The 15,699-nt window shown below is 68.3% G+C and carries 18 protein-coding genes; 9 read left to right on the top strand and 9 right to left on the bottom strand.

Going from position 1 to position 15,699, the window contains the following annotated elements:
• The first annotated feature begins 41 nt into the window (after nucleotides 1-41).
• From IGS68_RS32330 to IGS68_RS32300, 7 genes are all read left to right on the top strand, one after another.
• Nucleotides 42-560 (top strand): tripartite tricarboxylate transporter TctB family protein, encoded by a 519-nt coding sequence (locus IGS68_RS32330; protein ID WP_201083464.1) that lies wholly within the window; start codon nucleotides 42-44, stop codon nucleotides 558-560.
• A gap of 103 nt (nucleotides 561-663) precedes the next feature.
• On the top strand, nucleotides 664-2,187 hold the full coding sequence (locus IGS68_RS32325) for a tripartite tricarboxylate transporter permease (RefSeq protein WP_201083463.1): 1,524 nt from the start codon (nucleotides 664-666) through the stop codon (nucleotides 2,185-2,187).
• Between the two features lie 12 nt (nucleotides 2,188-2,199).
• Complete coding sequence (locus IGS68_RS32320) at nucleotides 2,200-2,913, top strand: GntR family transcriptional regulator (RefSeq protein ID WP_201083461.1); 714 nt, start codon at nucleotides 2,200-2,202, stop codon at nucleotides 2,911-2,913.
• Nucleotides 2,914-2,958: 45 nt separating this feature from the next.
• Nucleotides 2,959-3,648 carry a CBS domain-containing protein gene (locus IGS68_RS32315; RefSeq protein ID WP_201083459.1) on the top strand — a complete coding sequence of 230 codons (690 nt, stop codon included), beginning with the start codon at nucleotides 2,959-2,961 and terminating at the stop codon, nucleotides 3,646-3,648.
• A 101-nt stretch (nucleotides 3,649-3,749) separates the two neighbouring features.
• The gene (locus IGS68_RS32310; protein ID WP_201083457.1) at nucleotides 3,750-4,196 is read left to right on the top strand and encodes a GNAT family N-acetyltransferase; all 447 of its coding nucleotides are present in this window, start codon (nucleotides 3,750-3,752) and stop codon (nucleotides 4,194-4,196) included.
• Nucleotides 4,197-4,212: 16 nt separating this feature from the next.
• Nucleotides 4,213-4,959, top strand: coding sequence for a sulfite exporter TauE/SafE family protein (locus IGS68_RS32305; RefSeq protein WP_201083455.1), 747 nt, complete (start codon nucleotides 4,213-4,215; stop codon nucleotides 4,957-4,959).
• 75 nt (nucleotides 4,960-5,034) lie between these two features.
• On the top strand, nucleotides 5,035-5,550 hold the full coding sequence (locus IGS68_RS32300; RefSeq protein WP_201083453.1) for a MarR family winged helix-turn-helix transcriptional regulator: 516 nt from the start codon (nucleotides 5,035-5,037) through the stop codon (nucleotides 5,548-5,550).
• A 180-nt stretch (nucleotides 5,551-5,730) separates the two neighbouring features.
• Here IGS68_RS32300 and rocD read toward each other — a convergent pair whose 3' ends face one another.
• A complete protein-coding gene (rocD, locus tag IGS68_RS32295) occupies nucleotides 5,731-6,960 on the bottom strand; it encodes an ornithine--oxo-acid transaminase (RefSeq protein WP_201083451.1) in 1,230 nt (409 codons plus the stop codon).
• Nucleotides 6,961-6,988: 28 nt separating this feature from the next.
• On the bottom strand, nucleotides 6,989-7,969 hold the full coding sequence (gene rocF / locus IGS68_RS32290; RefSeq protein ID WP_201083449.1) for an arginase: 981 nt from the start codon (nucleotides 7,967-7,969) through the stop codon (nucleotides 6,989-6,991).
• Nucleotides 7,970-8,084: 115 nt separating this feature from the next.
• Here rocF and IGS68_RS32285 point away from each other — a divergent pair, with 115 nt between their 5' ends.
• Nucleotides 8,085-8,531, top strand: a complete 447-nt coding sequence (locus tag IGS68_RS32285; protein ID WP_201083448.1) for an Lrp/AsnC family transcriptional regulator — start codon at nucleotides 8,085-8,087, stop codon at nucleotides 8,529-8,531.
• 246 nt (nucleotides 8,532-8,777) lie between these two features.
• Here the strand turns inward: IGS68_RS32285 and IGS68_RS32280 are convergent, their stop codons facing one another.
• The 4 genes from IGS68_RS32280 to IGS68_RS32265 all read right to left on the bottom strand — a co-directional run bounded on the left by IGS68_RS32280 (nucleotide 8,778) and on the right by IGS68_RS32265 (nucleotide 12,205).
• Nucleotides 8,778-8,984: a hypothetical protein gene (locus IGS68_RS32280; RefSeq protein ID WP_201083447.1), complete on the bottom strand. Its 207-nt coding sequence runs from the start codon at nucleotides 8,982-8,984 to the stop codon at nucleotides 8,778-8,780.
• A 285-nt stretch (nucleotides 8,985-9,269) separates the two neighbouring features.
• Nucleotides 9,270-9,761, bottom strand: coding sequence for a helix-turn-helix domain-containing protein (locus IGS68_RS32275; protein ID WP_201083446.1), 492 nt, complete (start codon nucleotides 9,759-9,761; stop codon nucleotides 9,270-9,272).
• The gene (locus IGS68_RS32270; protein ID WP_201083445.1) at nucleotides 9,758-10,099 is read right to left on the bottom strand and encodes a DUF4258 domain-containing protein; all 342 of its coding nucleotides are present in this window, start codon (nucleotides 10,097-10,099) and stop codon (nucleotides 9,758-9,760) included. The genes IGS68_RS32275 and IGS68_RS32270 overlap by 4 nt, the downstream gene beginning before the upstream one ends.
• Before the next feature lie 123 nt (nucleotides 10,100-10,222).
• Nucleotides 10,223-12,205: a BTAD domain-containing putative transcriptional regulator gene (locus IGS68_RS32265; RefSeq protein ID WP_201083444.1), complete on the bottom strand. Its 1,983-nt coding sequence runs from the start codon at nucleotides 12,203-12,205 to the stop codon at nucleotides 10,223-10,225.
• Between the two features lie 205 nt (nucleotides 12,206-12,410).
• On the opposite strand from IGS68_RS32265, the gene IGS68_RS32260 reads away from it, so the two are divergent.
• The gene (locus IGS68_RS32260; RefSeq protein ID WP_201083443.1) at nucleotides 12,411-13,223 is read left to right on the top strand and encodes a class I SAM-dependent methyltransferase; all 813 of its coding nucleotides are present in this window, start codon (nucleotides 12,411-12,413) and stop codon (nucleotides 13,221-13,223) included.
• Nucleotides 13,224-13,255: 32 nt separating this feature from the next.
• On the opposite strand, the gene IGS68_RS32255 is transcribed toward IGS68_RS32260, so the two are convergent.
• The 3 genes from IGS68_RS32255 to IGS68_RS32245 all read right to left on the bottom strand — a co-directional run bounded on the left by IGS68_RS32255 (nucleotide 13,256) and on the right by IGS68_RS32245 (nucleotide 15,590).
• A complete protein-coding gene (locus tag IGS68_RS32255) occupies nucleotides 13,256-13,612 on the bottom strand; it encodes a VOC family protein (RefSeq protein WP_201083442.1) in 357 nt (118 codons plus the stop codon).
• A 158-nt stretch (nucleotides 13,613-13,770) separates the two neighbouring features.
• Entirely contained in the window at nucleotides 13,771-14,460 is a 690-nt protein-coding gene (locus tag IGS68_RS32250) for a helix-turn-helix transcriptional regulator (protein WP_201083439.1), read from the bottom strand.
• An 86-nt stretch (nucleotides 14,461-14,546) separates the two neighbouring features.
• Complete coding sequence (locus IGS68_RS32245; RefSeq protein WP_201083437.1) at nucleotides 14,547-15,590, bottom strand: glycosyltransferase family 4 protein; 1,044 nt, start codon at nucleotides 15,588-15,590, stop codon at nucleotides 14,547-14,549.
• Nucleotides 15,591-15,699: the final 109 nt, after the last annotated feature.

Below are 15,699 nucleotides of genomic sequence, written 5' to 3'. Positions count from 1 at the left end.
CGGGACCTCCATCCGGAGGAATTCCAGCGGGGGAGCGGCGGATGAGCCAGCAGACCAGCCAGCGTGACCGCGACGGGGACGCCGTCGCCACGCATCGTACCATGGAAATAGCGGTAGCCCTGCTGTTCGCCGTCGTGGCGGCGGTCGTCATGTACGACAGCAACCGCGTCGGCAACGGCTGGGCCAGCGACGGGCCGGAGGCCGGGTACTTCCCGTTCTATGTCGGCCTGATCATGTTCGTGTCGAGCTGCGTGATCCTGGTCAGCAACCTGCTGAGCCGGACCCCTAACATGGCGGCCTTCGTCGAGCGCGGCCAGTTCATCCTGGTGCTGAAGGTCCTGATCCCGACGGTCGCGTTCGTCGGCCTGATCTGGGTGCTCGGGATCTATCTGGCGGCGGCCGTCTTCATCGCCTTCTTCATGTCCTGGCTGGGCCGCTATCCGGTCGCCAGGATCGTGCCGATCGCCGTCCTGATCCCGCTCGCGCTGTTCGTGATGTTCGAGATCTGGTTCCTGGTGCCGCTGCCCAAGGGGCCGGTCGAGGCGATGCTCGGCTACTGATCCGTCCCCGTTCCCGTTCCCGTTCCCGACCCGCGCGTCCGCAACACGGCAAAGCCGAACGGCCCCGCTCCCCCGAGGGCGGCGGTCCAGGTGGAGGGGTGCCTTGGAAGCATTGATGAATCTGATGCATGGCTTCGGCGTGCTCGCCGATCCCATGAACATCGTCTACATGTTCGTCGGGATCACGCTGGGCGTGCTGATCGGCGTTCTGCCCGGTCTGGGCGGGGCCAACGGCGTGGCGATCCTGCTGCCGCTGACCTTCAGCATGTCGCCGACCTCGGCGATCATCATGCTGTCGTGCATCTACTGGGGGGCGCTGTTCGGCGGCGCCATCACCTCGGTGCTGTTCAACATCCCGGGCGAGCCCTGGTCGGTCGCCACCACCTTCGACGGCCACCCCATGGCCCAGCAGGGCCGCGCCGGCGAGGCGCTGACGGCGGCCTTCACCTCCTCCTTCTTCGGCGCCTTCCTGGCGGTCGTCCTGATCACCTTCCTGGCCCCGGTGATCGCCGGCTTCGCGCTGCGCTTCGGCCCGGCCGAGTTCTTCGCGGTCCAGCTCCTGACCTTCTGCAGCTTCGTCGGCATGGGCAAGGAGTCGCCCTTCAAGGTGCTCACCGCCATGATGCTCGGCTTCGCCCTGGCCGCCGTCGGGCTCGACACCGTCACCGGCCAGCTGCGCATGACCTTCGGCACCATCGAGCTGCTGCGCGGATTCGACTTCCTGATCGCGGTCATCGGCCTGTTCGGCATCGGCGAGATCCTGCTGACCATGGAGGAGGGCCTGGCCTTCAAGGGCAAGTCGGCCCGGATCAACCCGGCGGTCGTGCTGCACACCTGGAAGCAGCTGCCGAAATACTGGATCACCGCGCTGCGCGGCTCGATCGTGGGCTGCTGGATGGGCATCACGCCGGGCGGCGCCACGCCGGCCTCGTTCATGAGCTACGGCCTGGCCAAGCGCTTCTCGCGCAACGGCTCCCGGTTCGGCACCGGCGAGATCGAGGGCGTGGTGGCGCCCGAGACCGCGGCGCACGCGGCGGGCACCAGCGCGCTGCTGCCGATGCTGACGCTCGGCATCCCCGGCTCGCCGACCGCCGCGGTGCTGCTCGGCGGGCTGCTGATCTGGGGCCTGCAGCCCGGCCCGCTGCTGTTCGTCGAGCAGAAGGAGTTCGTCTGGGGACTGATCGCCAGCATGTACCTGGGCAACGTCGTCGGCCTGATCGTGGTGCTGACCACGGTGCCGCTGTTCGCCTCGATCCTGCGCATCCCGTTCAGCATCATCGCCCCGATCATCATCGTGATCTGCGCGGTCGGCGCCTACACGGTCCACAACGCCTTCATGGACATCGCCGTCATGCTGGTCTTCGGCGTGCTCGGCTACGTCTTCAAGAAGCTCTCCTACCCGCTCGCCCCGCTGGTCCTGGCCCTGGTCCTCGGCGACATGGCCGAAAGCTCCTTCCGCCAGGCCATGCTGCTCTCCCAGGGCGACCTCGCCATCTTCTGGTCCAACCCCCTCGTCGGCACCATCGTCACCCTCGCCCTCACCATGCTCTTCTGGCCCGTCATCTCCCTGGGGATCGCCCGGCTGCGGGCGCGCCAGGGGGGCAAGGCCGCGGTCTCCCTCAAGTGAGGGGGCCGCGCCATGGCCATCCCCCAGCCCGCGCCGGAGCAAGGCAGCGAAACCGGGACCAGCTTCAAGATGCAGGCCTACCGGGCCGTGAAGGACTCGATCCTGGCGATGGACGTGTACGGCCGGCGTGGCGAGATCCGCATCGACGACCGCGAGGTGGCCCAGGCGCTGGGCATCAGCCGGACCCCGGTGCGCGAGGCCCTGATCCTGCTGGAGCACGAGGGCCTCGTGCGCGCGGTGCCCCGGCGGGGCATCGTGGTGGTCCGCAAGACCCGGCGGGAGATCGTGGACATGGTCGTCGTCTGGGCGGCGCTGGAGGGCATGGCCGCCCGCCTCGCCACCGCCCGGGCCTCGGACGAGGAGCTGGGCGCGCTGGTCCGGAGCTTCCGTGAAACGCCCCTGCTCACCGACGCGCGGGAAAGCGGCGCTTCCGTCAGCCTCGTCCCGGACTATCCCGACCGGGCGATGGAGCTGGGACGCGGCCTGATCCGGCTTTCCGGATGCGCGCTGATCGAGGCGCTGACCGGGAACATGGCGCCTCACATGCGCGGCATCCGCAAGCTCGAACTGCTGGACGGGGAACAGGCGGCCAGGGCCGCCGCCTGCCAGTTCGGAATCATCGACGCCCTGGAGTCCCGCGACGCGGACGCGGCCGAGGCGCTGATCCTGCGCCACAACCTCGACCTCGCGCTGCACATCCAGAGGAGCTGCGATTTCCCCGACTGACGGTCCGCGGCAAACCAGAAACAGTTCCAGGAGGAAACGGAAGCCATGCAAGCGAAAGACATCATGACCTCTCCGGTCATCACCGTCGGCCCCGACGTACCCGTGGGGCAGGTCGCCAAGCTGCTGCTGGAGAAGCGGATCAGCGGCGTCCCCGTGGTCGCCGGCGACGGCCGGCTGCTGGGCATCGTCAGCGAGGGCGACCTGCTGCGCCGGGTGGAGACCGGGACCGAGCGCCGCAAGCCGAGCTGGCTGGAAATGCTGATCGGCCAGGGCAGCGACGTCGGCGACTTCATCAAGTCCCACGGGCTCCACGCCGGCGACGTCATGACCCGGGAGGTCGTGAGCGCCGCGCCGGACGCCAGCCTCCGCGACCTCGCCGAGCTGATGGAACGCAACGGCATCAAGCGCGTGCCGATCATGGAGGACGGCGGGCTGGTCGGCATCGTCAGCCGCGCCAACCTGCTCAGGGGCCTGGTCGAGGACCGGGCGCGGCCCCCCGTCCCGAGCAGCGACGAGCAGATCCGGACCGGCTTGGCCGACCTGCTGCGGCGCGAGCCCTGGGTAGACCATCGCCGGATCAACGTCGTCGTCGCCGACGGGGTCGTCCAGCTCTGGGGCGCCGTCGAGAACGACGAGCAGCGCCGCGCCCTGGTGATCGCCGCCGAAAGCCACCCGGGCGTCCGCTCGGTCGAGGACCACCTGACGGCCAACTGGTTCACCAACGAGGCGGGCTGAAAGGAGGCACGCACAGGAGGCTTGCGGGCAATCTGGTATCTGGTATACCGTATCCCAGTAAGAAGAACCAAGCCAACCATAACCGGAGGAAAATGCCCGCCATGGAAGGACAGGAATTCACCATCACGTTCGCCGGCAACGATCAGGAAATCGGCGCCAGCTTCCCGGTGATGCAGGAGCTCAGGACCCAGTACACCGACCCGGGCGCCTATCGCGACCAGATCCGCCGGCAGATGGACGACGGCTACAATCTGGCGCTTCTGTGGTTCAACGGCGAGGTGGCGGGCTGCGCCGGGTTCCGCGTCCACGAGACCCTGTCCCGCGGCAAGTACATGTATGTCGAGGATCTGGTGACCTCGGCCAAGCAGCGCTCGCACGGCTTCGGCGACAAGCTGTTCGACTGGCTCCAGGGCCAGGCTCGGGAGCGCGGCTGCGCGCAGATGGAGATCATCTCCGGCGTCCAGCGCGGCGATGCCCACCGCTTCTACCACCGCAAGCGCATGACCATAAAGGCGTTCCAGCTCGTCCTGCCGATCAAGGCCGACTGACGCCGGGCTTGCGCCGATGCTGTCCACGGGACTTCTGGTGCTCGCGGCCTTCGTCGCCGGGGTGGTCAACGCCATCGCCGGCGGCGGAGCCTTCATCACCTTTCCGGCCATGGTGTTCGCCGGCATCCCGCCGGTGCTCGCCAACGCGTCCAGCACGGTGGCGCTGTTCCCGGGGCAGGCGACCAGCGCGCTGGCCTACCGGCGCGACATCCTGGGCATCACCGAATTCAGCCTGCCGGTCTTCGTCGGCCTGAGCCTGGTCGGCGGGCTGGTCGGGGCGCTGCTGCTTCTCTACACGCCCAACGCGGTGTTCGCCGACCTGGTGCCGTGGCTGATGCTGTTCGCCACCACCGTCTTCGCGGTCGGCAACTTCGCGCCCAAGGGCGTCTCCGCCCGGATGAGGCTGTCCGGAACGGCCGTGCTGGTGGCCCAGTTCGTCATCTCGATCTATGGCGGCTATTTCGGCGGCGGCATCGGGTTCCTGATGCTGGCGGCGCTGACCCTCTACGGCATGCGGGACATCCATGCGATGAACGGGATGAAGATCCTGCTGGCGACATTGATGAACGGCGCCGCGGTCGCCGCCTTCGTCCTCGCCGGCGCCGTCCACTGGACCGCGACGCTGCCGATGGCCGTCGCCTCGATCCTGGGAGGCTACGCGGGCGCCCGCGGCGCCCGGCTGATCGACCAGAAATTGCTCAAGCTCCTGGTCGTCGGCATCGCCGGCGCCATGACGGTGTACTTCTTCTGGCGCCAGGGATGACGGCCCCGGCCGCTCGACGGAGGATTGAACGGAAAGGACGCATGCGGCTATGCTCCCGATCGAAGGGAGCATCGAATGCCAAGAAGTCCGTCATCCGCAAATCCCAGTGCTCCGAAAGAGACGGATCAGCAGTCCGCGACGCCGGAGGAGCTCAACCTCGAAAGCCTCGCCGGCGTGGCGGCCTTCCATCTGCGGCTCGCGGCCGAGGCATCCCAGCAGGCGTTCAACCGGCAGATCGAGGCGATCGGACCCAGCGTGCCCTACCGGACCGGGCACTACACGGTGCTGCGGCTGATCGCCAACAATCCGGGCGTGACGCAGACCGCGGTCAGCTCGGCGGCCGGCCGGGACAAATCGACCCTGACCCCATTGCTGAACGACTTCGTGCGCCGGGGGCTGGTCCGGCGCGAGACGATCTCGTCCGACCGGCGCAGCTATGCCCTGACCCTGACGCCGGAGGGCGAGGCGGCCCTGGCGGCGCTCGCCAAGGCCTCGCGGGCCCACGGCGCGGAGCTGGACCGGATCATCGGTCCCGAGAACAAGGCCGACTTCATCCGCATCCTGCGCCGCATCAAGGAAGAGCTGGGCTGAGCTGGAGCCGTGCCCGGGGCAGCCGAACCGATGCGTCGCGCCATGGGCGCAACCGACGATCGACGGTTCGCATCATCTTCGCCCTGTGTCAAACCGTAGGTTGCGCCCATGGCGCAACACAGTGCGGCGAGCGGAACGGCAGGCGGCCTGGACCGGAGCGGTAACCGATCGGGTACCGCTCTATCCAGCCAGCACCGGCGCGATCCGCTCCAGCGCCCAGTCCACCTCCTCGCGGGTGATGACCAGCGGCGGGGCGATGCGGATGGTGTGGCCGTGGGTGTCCTTCGCCAGGATGCCCTGCGCCCGCAGCGCCTCGCAGAAGCGCCGGGCGCCGCCGGCCTCGGGATGCAGCTCGACCGCCAGCATCAGCCCCCGGCCGCGCACCTCCCGCACCGCGCCGCTCTTCATACCCTCCAGCTCCCGCTTGAAATAGGCGCCCAGCTCGGCCGAATTCCCGATCATGCCCTCCTCGACCAGCACCTTCAGCGCGGCGCGCGCCACCGCGCAGGCCAGCGGGTTGCCGCCGAAGGTGCTGCCGTGCTGGCCCGGCTTCAGCACGCCCAGCACCTCCGTGTTGGAGAGCACGGCCGAGACCGGGTAGAAGCCGCCGGACAGGGCCTTGCCGATCAGGGTGACGTCGGCCTCGATCCCTTCGTGCTCCTCCGCCAGCAGGCGGCCGGTGCGGCCCAGGCCGGTCTGGATCTCGTCCAGGATCAGCGTGACGTTGTGGGCGGTGCAGAGCTCGCGCACCCGCCGGAAGTATCCCGGCGGCGGGATGATCACGCCGGCCTCGCCCTGGATCGGCTCGACCAGGAAACCCACGGTGTTCGGCGTGATCGCGGCATGGAAGGCCTCCGCGTCGCCGAACGGCACCACCCGGAACCCCGGGGTGAAGGGGCCGAAGCCGCCGCGCGCGTCGGGGTCGGTGGAGAATCCCACGATGCCGATGGTCCGGCCGTGGAAATTGTCGGAGCAGACGACGATCTCCGCCTGCCCCTCGGGCACGCCCTTGACCTCGTAGCCCCACTTGCGCACCGCCTTGATCGCGGATTCCACGGCCTCGGCGCCGCTGTTCATGGGCAGGATCTTGTGGGAATTGGTCAGCGCCGCCAGCTCCTCGTAGAACAGCGCCAGCTGGTCGTTGCGGAACGCGCGCGAGGTCAGGGTCAGCTTGCCCGCCTGCTCGACCATCGCCGCCAGGATCTTCGGATGGCAATGGCCCTGGTTGACCGCGGAATAGGCCGACAGGCAGTCCAGGTAGCGGTTGCCGTCCACGTCCCATACCCAGACCCGCTCTCCGCGGGTGAGCACGACGTCGAGCGGCTTGTAGTTGTGGGCGCCCAGCGAGTGCTCGATCTCGATCAGGCCGGCGCTCCGGGACAGGGTGTCGGGGCTGGGGGCGACGTTCATGGGTTCGGTCTCCTCGCGGCTGGTTCGTTCAGGCGACGCGGATGCGCCGCGCCGGGCGGTCGATGATGGTCCGGCCGAACAGGCTGCCGGCCAGTTCGGTCAGCAGGCGGGCGCTCTTGCCGCGCTCGTCCAGGAAGGGGTTCAGTTCGACGATGTCGAGCGACCCGACCAGCCCGCTGTCGTGCAGCAGTTCCATGATCAGGTGCGCCTCGCGGTAGGTGGCGCCGCCGGGCACCGTGGTCCCGACGCCGGGCGCCAGGCCGGGATCGATGAAGTCCACGTCCAGGCTGACATGCAGGTGGGCGTCGCCGCCGGCGATCCGGTCGAGCATCCGCCGCAGCGGGACCGAGACGCCGGTCTCGTCGATCGCCCGCATGTCCGAGACCTGGATGCCGCGCGCCTGGACCGCCTCGCGCTCGGTCGGGTCGATCGAGCGCAGGCCGAACAGGTGGACGTTCTCCGCCCTGACCGGGACGAAGGGCCGGTCGCCCAGCAGGGGCCGCAGGCTCCGGTCGCCGCAGGCGAAGGCGACGGACATGCCGTGCATGTTGCCCGACGGCGTGGTCGCCGGCGTGTTGAAATCGGCATGGGCGTCGAGCCAGAGCACGAACAGCTCCCTGCCCGCCTCCCGGCAGTGGCGCGCGATGCCGCTGACGGTGCCTATGGACAGGCTGTGGTCGCCGCCCAGGAAGATCGGGAACCCGCCGTCCCGCGCCATCAGGTAGGCGTGGTCGTGGATCAGTCGGGTCCAGGCGGCGATGTGGCCGAGGTTGCGGCACGCGGCGGCGTCGGCCGGGGCCATGTCGACCTCGACCGGCGCCGGGTGCGGCAGGTCGCCATGGTCGACCACGGCGTGGCCGAGTTCGCCCAGCAGGGCCGGAAGGCCGGCGGTGCGCAGCGCCGCCGGACCCATCACCGAGCCGGCCTCGCCGGCGCCCAGTTCGAGCGGGACGCCGAGCAGCGATACCCTCGCCGATTGCCGGGATTTGCCCGAATCCGTCCAACGCATGTGCCGACCGCTCCGATGATGTGAACCGGAGACGAGGATGACGGCATGGAATGCCAACGAACAGCCAGGGATGTGCTAAGATTCGCAAGTCCATCCCGCATTTCGCCAGGGCCAGATGACGGAACGCCAGTCCCCCGCGTCGCTCGACGCGACAGACCGCCGGCTGATCGAGCTTCTGCGCGACAATGCGCGCCTGCCGACCGCGACGCTCGCCCGGCATCTCGGCGTGTCGCGCGGCACGGTGCAGAACCGGATCGACCGGCTGATCCGGGACAGGGTGCTGCTGGGCTTCACCGTCCGGCTGGGCGGCGACGCCGGGGCCAGCCCGGTCCGCGCGATCGCCTCGCTGGAGGTGCGGTCGAGCGATCACCGCTCGGTGCTGGCCGCCCTGAAGCGCATCCCCGAGGTCACCCGCGTCCATTCGACCAACGGCCGATGGGACCTGGTGGCGGAGATCAATACCGCCGACCTCGCGACGCTCGACCGGGTCCTGACCGAGATCCGCTCCACCCGTGCCATATCCCACTCGGAAACCAGCATCCTGCTGGCCGAGGTGGCGTGACGGGATCCTTTGAAATTACTTTGCGGTCAAGAGCGCCCGGGTAGCAGAACAGGTGCCGCTGATCTTCAACGTGCAAACAGGCTTTTGCACTGCGATAGCATCCGGAATTTGCCCATCTCAGTTGTCGGAACCGCAAGTCATATCTGAAGCGCAGGCCGTTTCTGTCCTAATCGCCAACTCCTCCGGTTTTGCAGGCTTGGTTCAGGCATGCCGAGAAGCTGTAGGTGCGACCTGAAATTGTGATAACTATTTTGAGCGAGTGCCAAGCGTCTCCTGTTTCCTTCTCTGCGCCATTTTGTTGATCGGCATAGCAGGCTTCATTACCCGCCACATCAAACTGTTCAGAAAGTTCGGCTGCTTCAGCTCAAGACTGTGCGCATCGGCATAGCCTCTTGTAAAGGCCCAAAAGGCTCCTTCCGTATCCATGTATGATTGAGCGTCGGTCAGGTTCAAGAACAAAACTCCCTGCTTCTCCAGCCGAACTCTGACGAGACTGGCCCACGCGGACGTCTTTCCTGGCTCGATCGCAACACCAAACAACTTACCGTATAGATCTTCGGACCATCCATCCGCGTCATGTGGCGGAGAGTTCTTATAGACCGAGCAATGAAATCCCGTTCCCTCAAACGAAGGCAAGAAACGAATGTAACATACGTCTTGGCTCAAAATCATCTCCATTGAAGAAAATCTGGCCGCCCTGGAGGGCGGCCAATGTTGAGGATGTGCGCATAACCAGAGTTAGGCAGCCCGTTTCCAGCCGTCTCCGTTCTCGTCCGGATTGATGAACACCGCTTTGTCGTTCATGGGTGCGTCTTGTTCATCAAGGCACTTCAAGAGATCGCGTAAATCAAAGCTCCTGCCGATATGCTGTCTGTACATTACTCGCAGCAGTCGGTCGGCCGGACCGGGGATCTGGCTTTGGTCCTTCTCCCATCTGGCAACTTGCTGCGCGCTCATTCCCAAGAGCCTGCCCATCTCGGATTGCGTGATATCCATACGCAGCCTGAGGAAGCGTATCTCCTTTCCACCCAGTACCTTTTTCCCTTCCACAAGGTACTCGGCGATTGCGTCAAGCAGCCCATCCAAGTTCTTGATGCTTACACCTTGCCCATACTCAGTCTCATGGATCTTATACCCGTTGATCAAGTATATACCATCCAGGCCACATCCCTTGTAATGGAACGGCTTCTTGATTTCCTCGCCATGCACCCCGAAATGCGGCTTGGTCATTTCAAGTCCTCCCACTCTATAGTCTTAACGAATAACTTTCCATCAAGAAGAATAATGGTGACAGCGCCGGCATCTCGATTCCCGCGCAGCCTTTTAACCACTTTGCACTTCCACTCACCTCTTGTCGTTCGCACCGGGCTTTCAAGAACCATCCCGGTCCTCAGAATGCGAAATACATCCTCGTCGAAAATATCGCGTTCGTGCTGCCTTTCCTCGGCATGATATCCCAGGATAACATTGGCAGAGTCGCGGGCAATCTCCCTGATCACCTGCTCCGCGCGCTTGGCGGTGAGCCGGAAATTGACCAGGTCGCCTTGCCACCTCCAGTCCGTCATCATCCCGCCTTGTTGTACGCCAAGCCCGCGGGACCTATCATGATGACAGGCGACTTACCTGTCAATATGATAGGTCCCCTCCTGACTTCAAGGGCACGAAGTGTTCGACGCCGAATGGCCCGCTCTCTATCCCGGAATCCCGATGCCCGGCCCGACCCGGCGGATCAGCTCGGCCACCGGCGGCCTCAGCGTGCGGAACGCCGTCAGGAAATCGCCGCACCGGTACGACGGCATCTCCGCCCTGATCCGCCGGGCATGCACCCGCGCCTCCTCCCGCCGGTCCGCCAGGGCGTCGCAGAAGGCCGCGATGGCATGGATATGGACATGGGCGTTGGGCCGGCGCGCCGCCCGCTCGCCCCACGCCGCCGCCTGGGCGTAGTCCCCCAGGTTCATCCAGGCCAGGGCCCGCGCGCCCAGCATCGCGAACAGCAGGGGATCCAGGGGGCTCAGCCGCTGCGCCAGCTCGGCGGCCTCCAGGGCCGCCGCGGCGTCGCCGCCCTGCGATTGGACGAAGGCGATGGTGTAGTGACCGAGGGCGAAGTTCGGGTTGAGATCGACCGCCACCTCCAGCTCCTCCACCGCCGGGTCCTGGCGCTTCAGGAGCCACAGGGCGCGCCCCAGCACCCAGTGGGTCGTCGGGTCCCGCTCGTCCAGGGCGACGCTCTGCTCGGCGAAGCGGTAGGCGTGGTCGGCCTCGCGCCGCCAGTCGCCCAGGCGGTGCAGGAAGGCGTCCTGGAAATGGGTGAAGGACAGGCCGGCATGGGCGCGCGCGCTCAGCGGATCCAGCCTCAGCGCCTGCCGGAAGAAGCCCCGCGCCGTGTCGTTATCGCCGCGGGTGAACCGGAACATGTGCCACAGCCCGCGGTGATAGGCGCCCCAGGCGTCCAGCCGTTCGGAAGGCCATGTCAGCGACCGCCGGATCTCCGCCGCCTCGATCTCCGTCTCCAGGACGGCGGCGATCCTGGCGGTCAGCTCGTCCTGGACCGCGAACAGGTCGTCCAGCCGCCTTTCCAGCACCTCGCTCCACAGCACGGTCCCGCTCCCGGCGTCCACCAGCGTCACCGCCAGCCGCAGCCGGCCGCCGTGGGTGCGGACCGTGCCGGTGACCAGGTACCGGGCGCCGAGCGCCTCGCCCAGGCTGCGCGGATCGATCCCGACTCCCCGGAAACGGAACGACGAGCCGTGGGCGATGACGAACATCGACCGCAGCCGGGACAGCCGCGTCAGGATGTCGTGGGCGAGGCCGTCGGCGATCCCCCCGCCTTCGGCCGGTCCGTCCAGCATCTCGAAGGGCAGGACCGCCAGCGACGGCTTGCCCGGAAGCCCCTGGGGCTCCGGCCCGGAGGACACCGCCGGCCGAGGAGCCGCCGGCACGGTCCAGGCGCCGTCGCGGATGCCGCGCAGCAGCTCCACGGTCCGCTCCTCCGGCTCGGCGTCGAGCCGGCGGCGCACCGCCTCGGCGCAGGCGTGGTATTGCAGGATCGCCTCCGAACGCCGCCCGGCCTGCGCATGGTCCCGCATCAGGCTGCGGTGCGCCTCCTCGCAGGCGGGATCCAGGACCAGCCAGCGCTCGGCCGCCCAGGCCGCGCCGTCCCGGTCCCCCCGCTCCTCGCACAGCGCGGTCAGGCGGGCGAAGACGCCGCCCGCGATCCGGGCGACCCGCGCGCGCTCGCCGGACAGCCACATGTCGAAATCGTCCGAGCCGGTCTCCTCCCCCGGCAGGAGCGGCCCGGCGCACAGGCCGGCGGCGGCGCGCAGGGCGTCGGGGGTGCCCTCCCGGGCCAGCCGCTCGACGGCGGGAACGTCCACCCGCCCTTCCGGCAGCGCCGCGGCCACCGTGTCGCCGCCGGTCCGGATCAGGTCTCCCCCCGCCCGCTCGCCGAGGCGGCGGAGTTCCGTCAGGCCCTGGCGCAGGCAGTGGCGGGCGCTCCGCTCGTCGCGGTCCGGCCACAGCAGGCCGGCGAGGCGTTCCCGGGGCACCGGACGCGCCGCGTTCATCGCCAGGTAGGCGAGCAGCATCCGCGTCTTCCGCCCCGGCACGGCGACCTCGCACCCGCCCGCATCGGCCAGCGAGAAGCCGCCCAGCAAGCGGAGCGTCGGTCCGTCCATCGCGCCCTCCAGGGGGAGCTTGCCCGAGCACCGGACCATAGCAGGTCCGGTTCCGGCTGTCAGAGGCGCTTACGCCCGATCGGGCCATCCTCCGAAAGAGACCGCGTCCTGACGCCTGGCTGACGCCTGGCTGACGCCGGCCGGACGGCGGGCTGACGCCGGCGCGCGATCCTCGCCGCCTGAACCCGGAACCGAGGAGCATGACATGACCGTGCAGACCAACCCCCTTCCCGCCATCCAGCCGCACAACGAGCGCGCCGCCTCCGTCTGGAGTTCGGGCGGGCGCGACTACGAGGAGATCATCCGAGGCGTCTATGACGGCATCGATACGACCGTCGCGGCCCTGGCGCCCCGGCCGGGCGAGCGCATCCTCGACGTCGCGACCGGCACCGGCATCACCGCCCGGGCCTGCGCGCGGCGCGGCGCCCATGTCACCGGGATCGACATCGCCGCCGGCCTGCTGGACGCGGCGCGCGGCCTGTCGGACGGGCTCGCGATCGACTACCGGCTGGGCGACGCCGAGGCCCTGCCTCTGCCGGACGCCGGCTTCGACGCCGTCGTCTCGACCTTCGGCGTCATGTTCGTCGGCCGTCCCGAGGCGGCGGCCGGGGAACTCGCCCGCGTCTGCCGGCCGGGCGGGCGGCTGGCGCTGGCGACCTGGACGCCCGACGGCGCCATCGCCGAGATGTTCGCCGTCATGCGCCCCTACATGGCGGCCCCGCCCGCCGTGTCGCCCTTCGACTGGGGCCGCCCGGAGCGGCTTCGGCAACTGCTGGGCGACGCCTTCGACCTGACCATCCGTGTCGAGACCAGCCACTATGTGGAAACCGGCGGCGAGGCGGCCTGGAACACCTTCGTCACCGGCTACGGCCCGACCCGCGCCCTGGCCGCCAGCCTGGACGAGGACCGCCGGGCCGCGCTGAAGCGCGACTTCGTCGCCTTCCACGAGCGCTACCGCGAAGGCCAGGGCATCCACGTGCCCCGCACCTTCGTGCTGACGCTTGGTATGCGCCGGTAACGGGTGGCGGGGCGCCACCCCGCCCCGCCCTCTCAGCGCCTCGGGGTGAAGACTCGAAGCCGGTGGCCGTCCGGGTCCAGGGCGACGAAGGTCCGTCCGAAATCCATGTCGACCGGCGGCTGAATGATCGGGACGCCGTTCCCGGCCCACTCGGCATGGACCCCGTCCACGTCGTCGTGGCTGATCGCGATCTCGCAGCCCCCCGGCGCGGTCGCCGGCGGCTGCACCCCGTCGCGCGCCCACAGACCGAGCATGACGCCGCTGTCCAACGCGAACATCGCGAAGGTGGGAGAGGCTTCCACCGGCGGTTTGCCCAGCAGGGCGGCATAGAAGTCGGCGCTGTCAGCCGGGCTCCTGACATACAGCAGAATGAAGTTGAAATCGGTCATGGCATGTCCTTCGTGGGTCGCTGGCCTGTTCGCCCGATCGGGCAGGTGCATCCTGCCGGGCTGGATGCATCCTGCCCCTGCCTTGTGACAGATCCTGTCAGCATGACGGGTCCGGGCGCGCCGCCCGCTGTTGCCGGGTCCCTATTCCGTCGGGACCGTCATTGCCGAGCTATGCCCTCGCTTTCTCGCCACTCCTTCAGAAGGACGAGCCGCCGGCGCGGGTAACGGGAGCCGGTAACTGTCAGCGAGACGATGCGATCCAGGCGGAAATGACGAAAGCCGCCCCGCAGCTCACACCAAGCGACCATGACGTATGCCCGGTCGAAGAATCCGACCGCGAACGGCCAGACCGTCCGTTCGCTCGGCGTCCCGGTTTGATCGTGGTACGCCAGCTCCAGCTTGCGTTCGCTGCGGATCGCATCGCGAATGGCGACGAGGTCGCCTCCGCGCCCGGCGACCGGTTCTCCAGGACCTACCAGAAGGGCCGATGTGTCCAGGCTCTCCGCCAGATCCGGCGGCAGCACGGCGGCGATCCTGGCCAGCGCGTTCCGCGCTGCCGCACCCAGCCGGGCGTCGGCCCGGGCGGCCACCCAGCGGGAGCCGAGGACGAGCGCCTCGACCTCCTCTTCCGTGAACATCAGGGGAGGCAACAGGAAACCCTGCCGCAGGACATAGCCCACGCCCGGCTCCCCCTCGATCACGGCGCCCTGGGCCTGGAGGGCCGCGATATCCCGATAGAGCGTGCGGAGGCTGACACCCAATTCACCGGCCAGGGCTTGGCCGCTGACCGGCCTTCGATGCCGCCGAAGGATCTGGATCAGGTCAAGCAGGCGTTCGGCTCGGGCCACCGGCACTCCCTCGGATCGCCGCGGAGCGGATCATCCCACGGTGGTCCTGTGACGTGCCGGGTTCGGAGGCCCGACCTTCGAGGGACTCAAATGCCCCCTCCGGCCAGCAGGCGCCGGTAGATCGCCACATAGTCCGCGGCCATGCGGGTATCGGTGAAGCGTTCCTCGAAGCGGCGGCGGACGGCGGCGCGGTCCAGGTCGGCGGCGCGGCCGACCGCGTCGACCGCCGCCTCCAGGCTGGTGACCGCGTAGCCGGTGATCCCGTCCTCGACCACCTCCGGCACGGCGCCGCGGCGGTAGGCCACCACCGGGGTGCCGGTCGCCATGGACTCGATCATGACCAGCCCGAACGGCTCCTCCCAGTCGATCGGGAACAGCAGCGCGCGCGCCTTGCCCAGGAAGCCGTCCTTCTCCGCGTCGTTCAGTTCGCCGACCACCTCGACCAGCGGATTGTCCAGGTACGGCTTCACCCGCTTGTCCCAGTAGGGGCGGTCCTGGTCGTACAGGGTCCCGGCCAGCTTGATCGGCATCCCGGCGGCCAGCGCGATCCGGATCGCCTCGTGCGGCTGCTTGGTCGGCGAGAAGCGGCCGATGAAGGCGAGGTAGCCCCCGGGTCCGGGATTGAAGCGATAAAGATCGGCGGGAATGCCGTGATGCACGGTCCCGGCCCAGCGCGCCTGCGGCAGCGGCAGGCGCTGGCGGTCGGAGATCGACACCAGCGGCATTTCCGGGACGGCATCGTACAGGATCCGCATGTCCGGCCCGCCCAGCGGCATGTGGAAGGTGGTCACGGTCCGGTCGGCGATGTCCATGAAGCAGGGGAAATGCATTCCCTCCTCGTGGAAATGGACGACGTCGAACTCCTCCAGGTGCCGGCGGACCAGCGCGAAATGGGCGGCGAAGTGGGGCAGCGGATTGGTCACTTGGCTGCCGTTCAGCGCCGTCGCCCGCGACGCGACCAGCCGGGCCGAGGTGACCGCGTCGCCGCAGGCGAACAGGGTGACCTCATGCCCGGCGGCGACCAGCGCCTCGGTCAGGTACGAGACCGCCCGTTCCGTTCCGCCGAAGCGGGCCGGCGGGATCGGGAAGATGATTGAACCTACCTGGGCGATTCGAAGCGGGCGCGGCATGGCATCGGTCTCGGCTGTCGGAGAAGCACGCGGTCGAAGGGGCGGTGATGACGGGATGATTACGCGATTAAGTAATGATAAACTCCACCATCAGTAGATGATCATCGGC

Source organism: Skermanella sp. TT6 (genome assembly GCF_016653635.2).
Classification (GTDB): Bacteria; Pseudomonadota; Alphaproteobacteria; order Azospirillales; family Azospirillaceae; genus Skermanella; species Skermanella cutis.
This window is presented reverse-complemented; position numbering and strand designations above follow the sequence as displayed.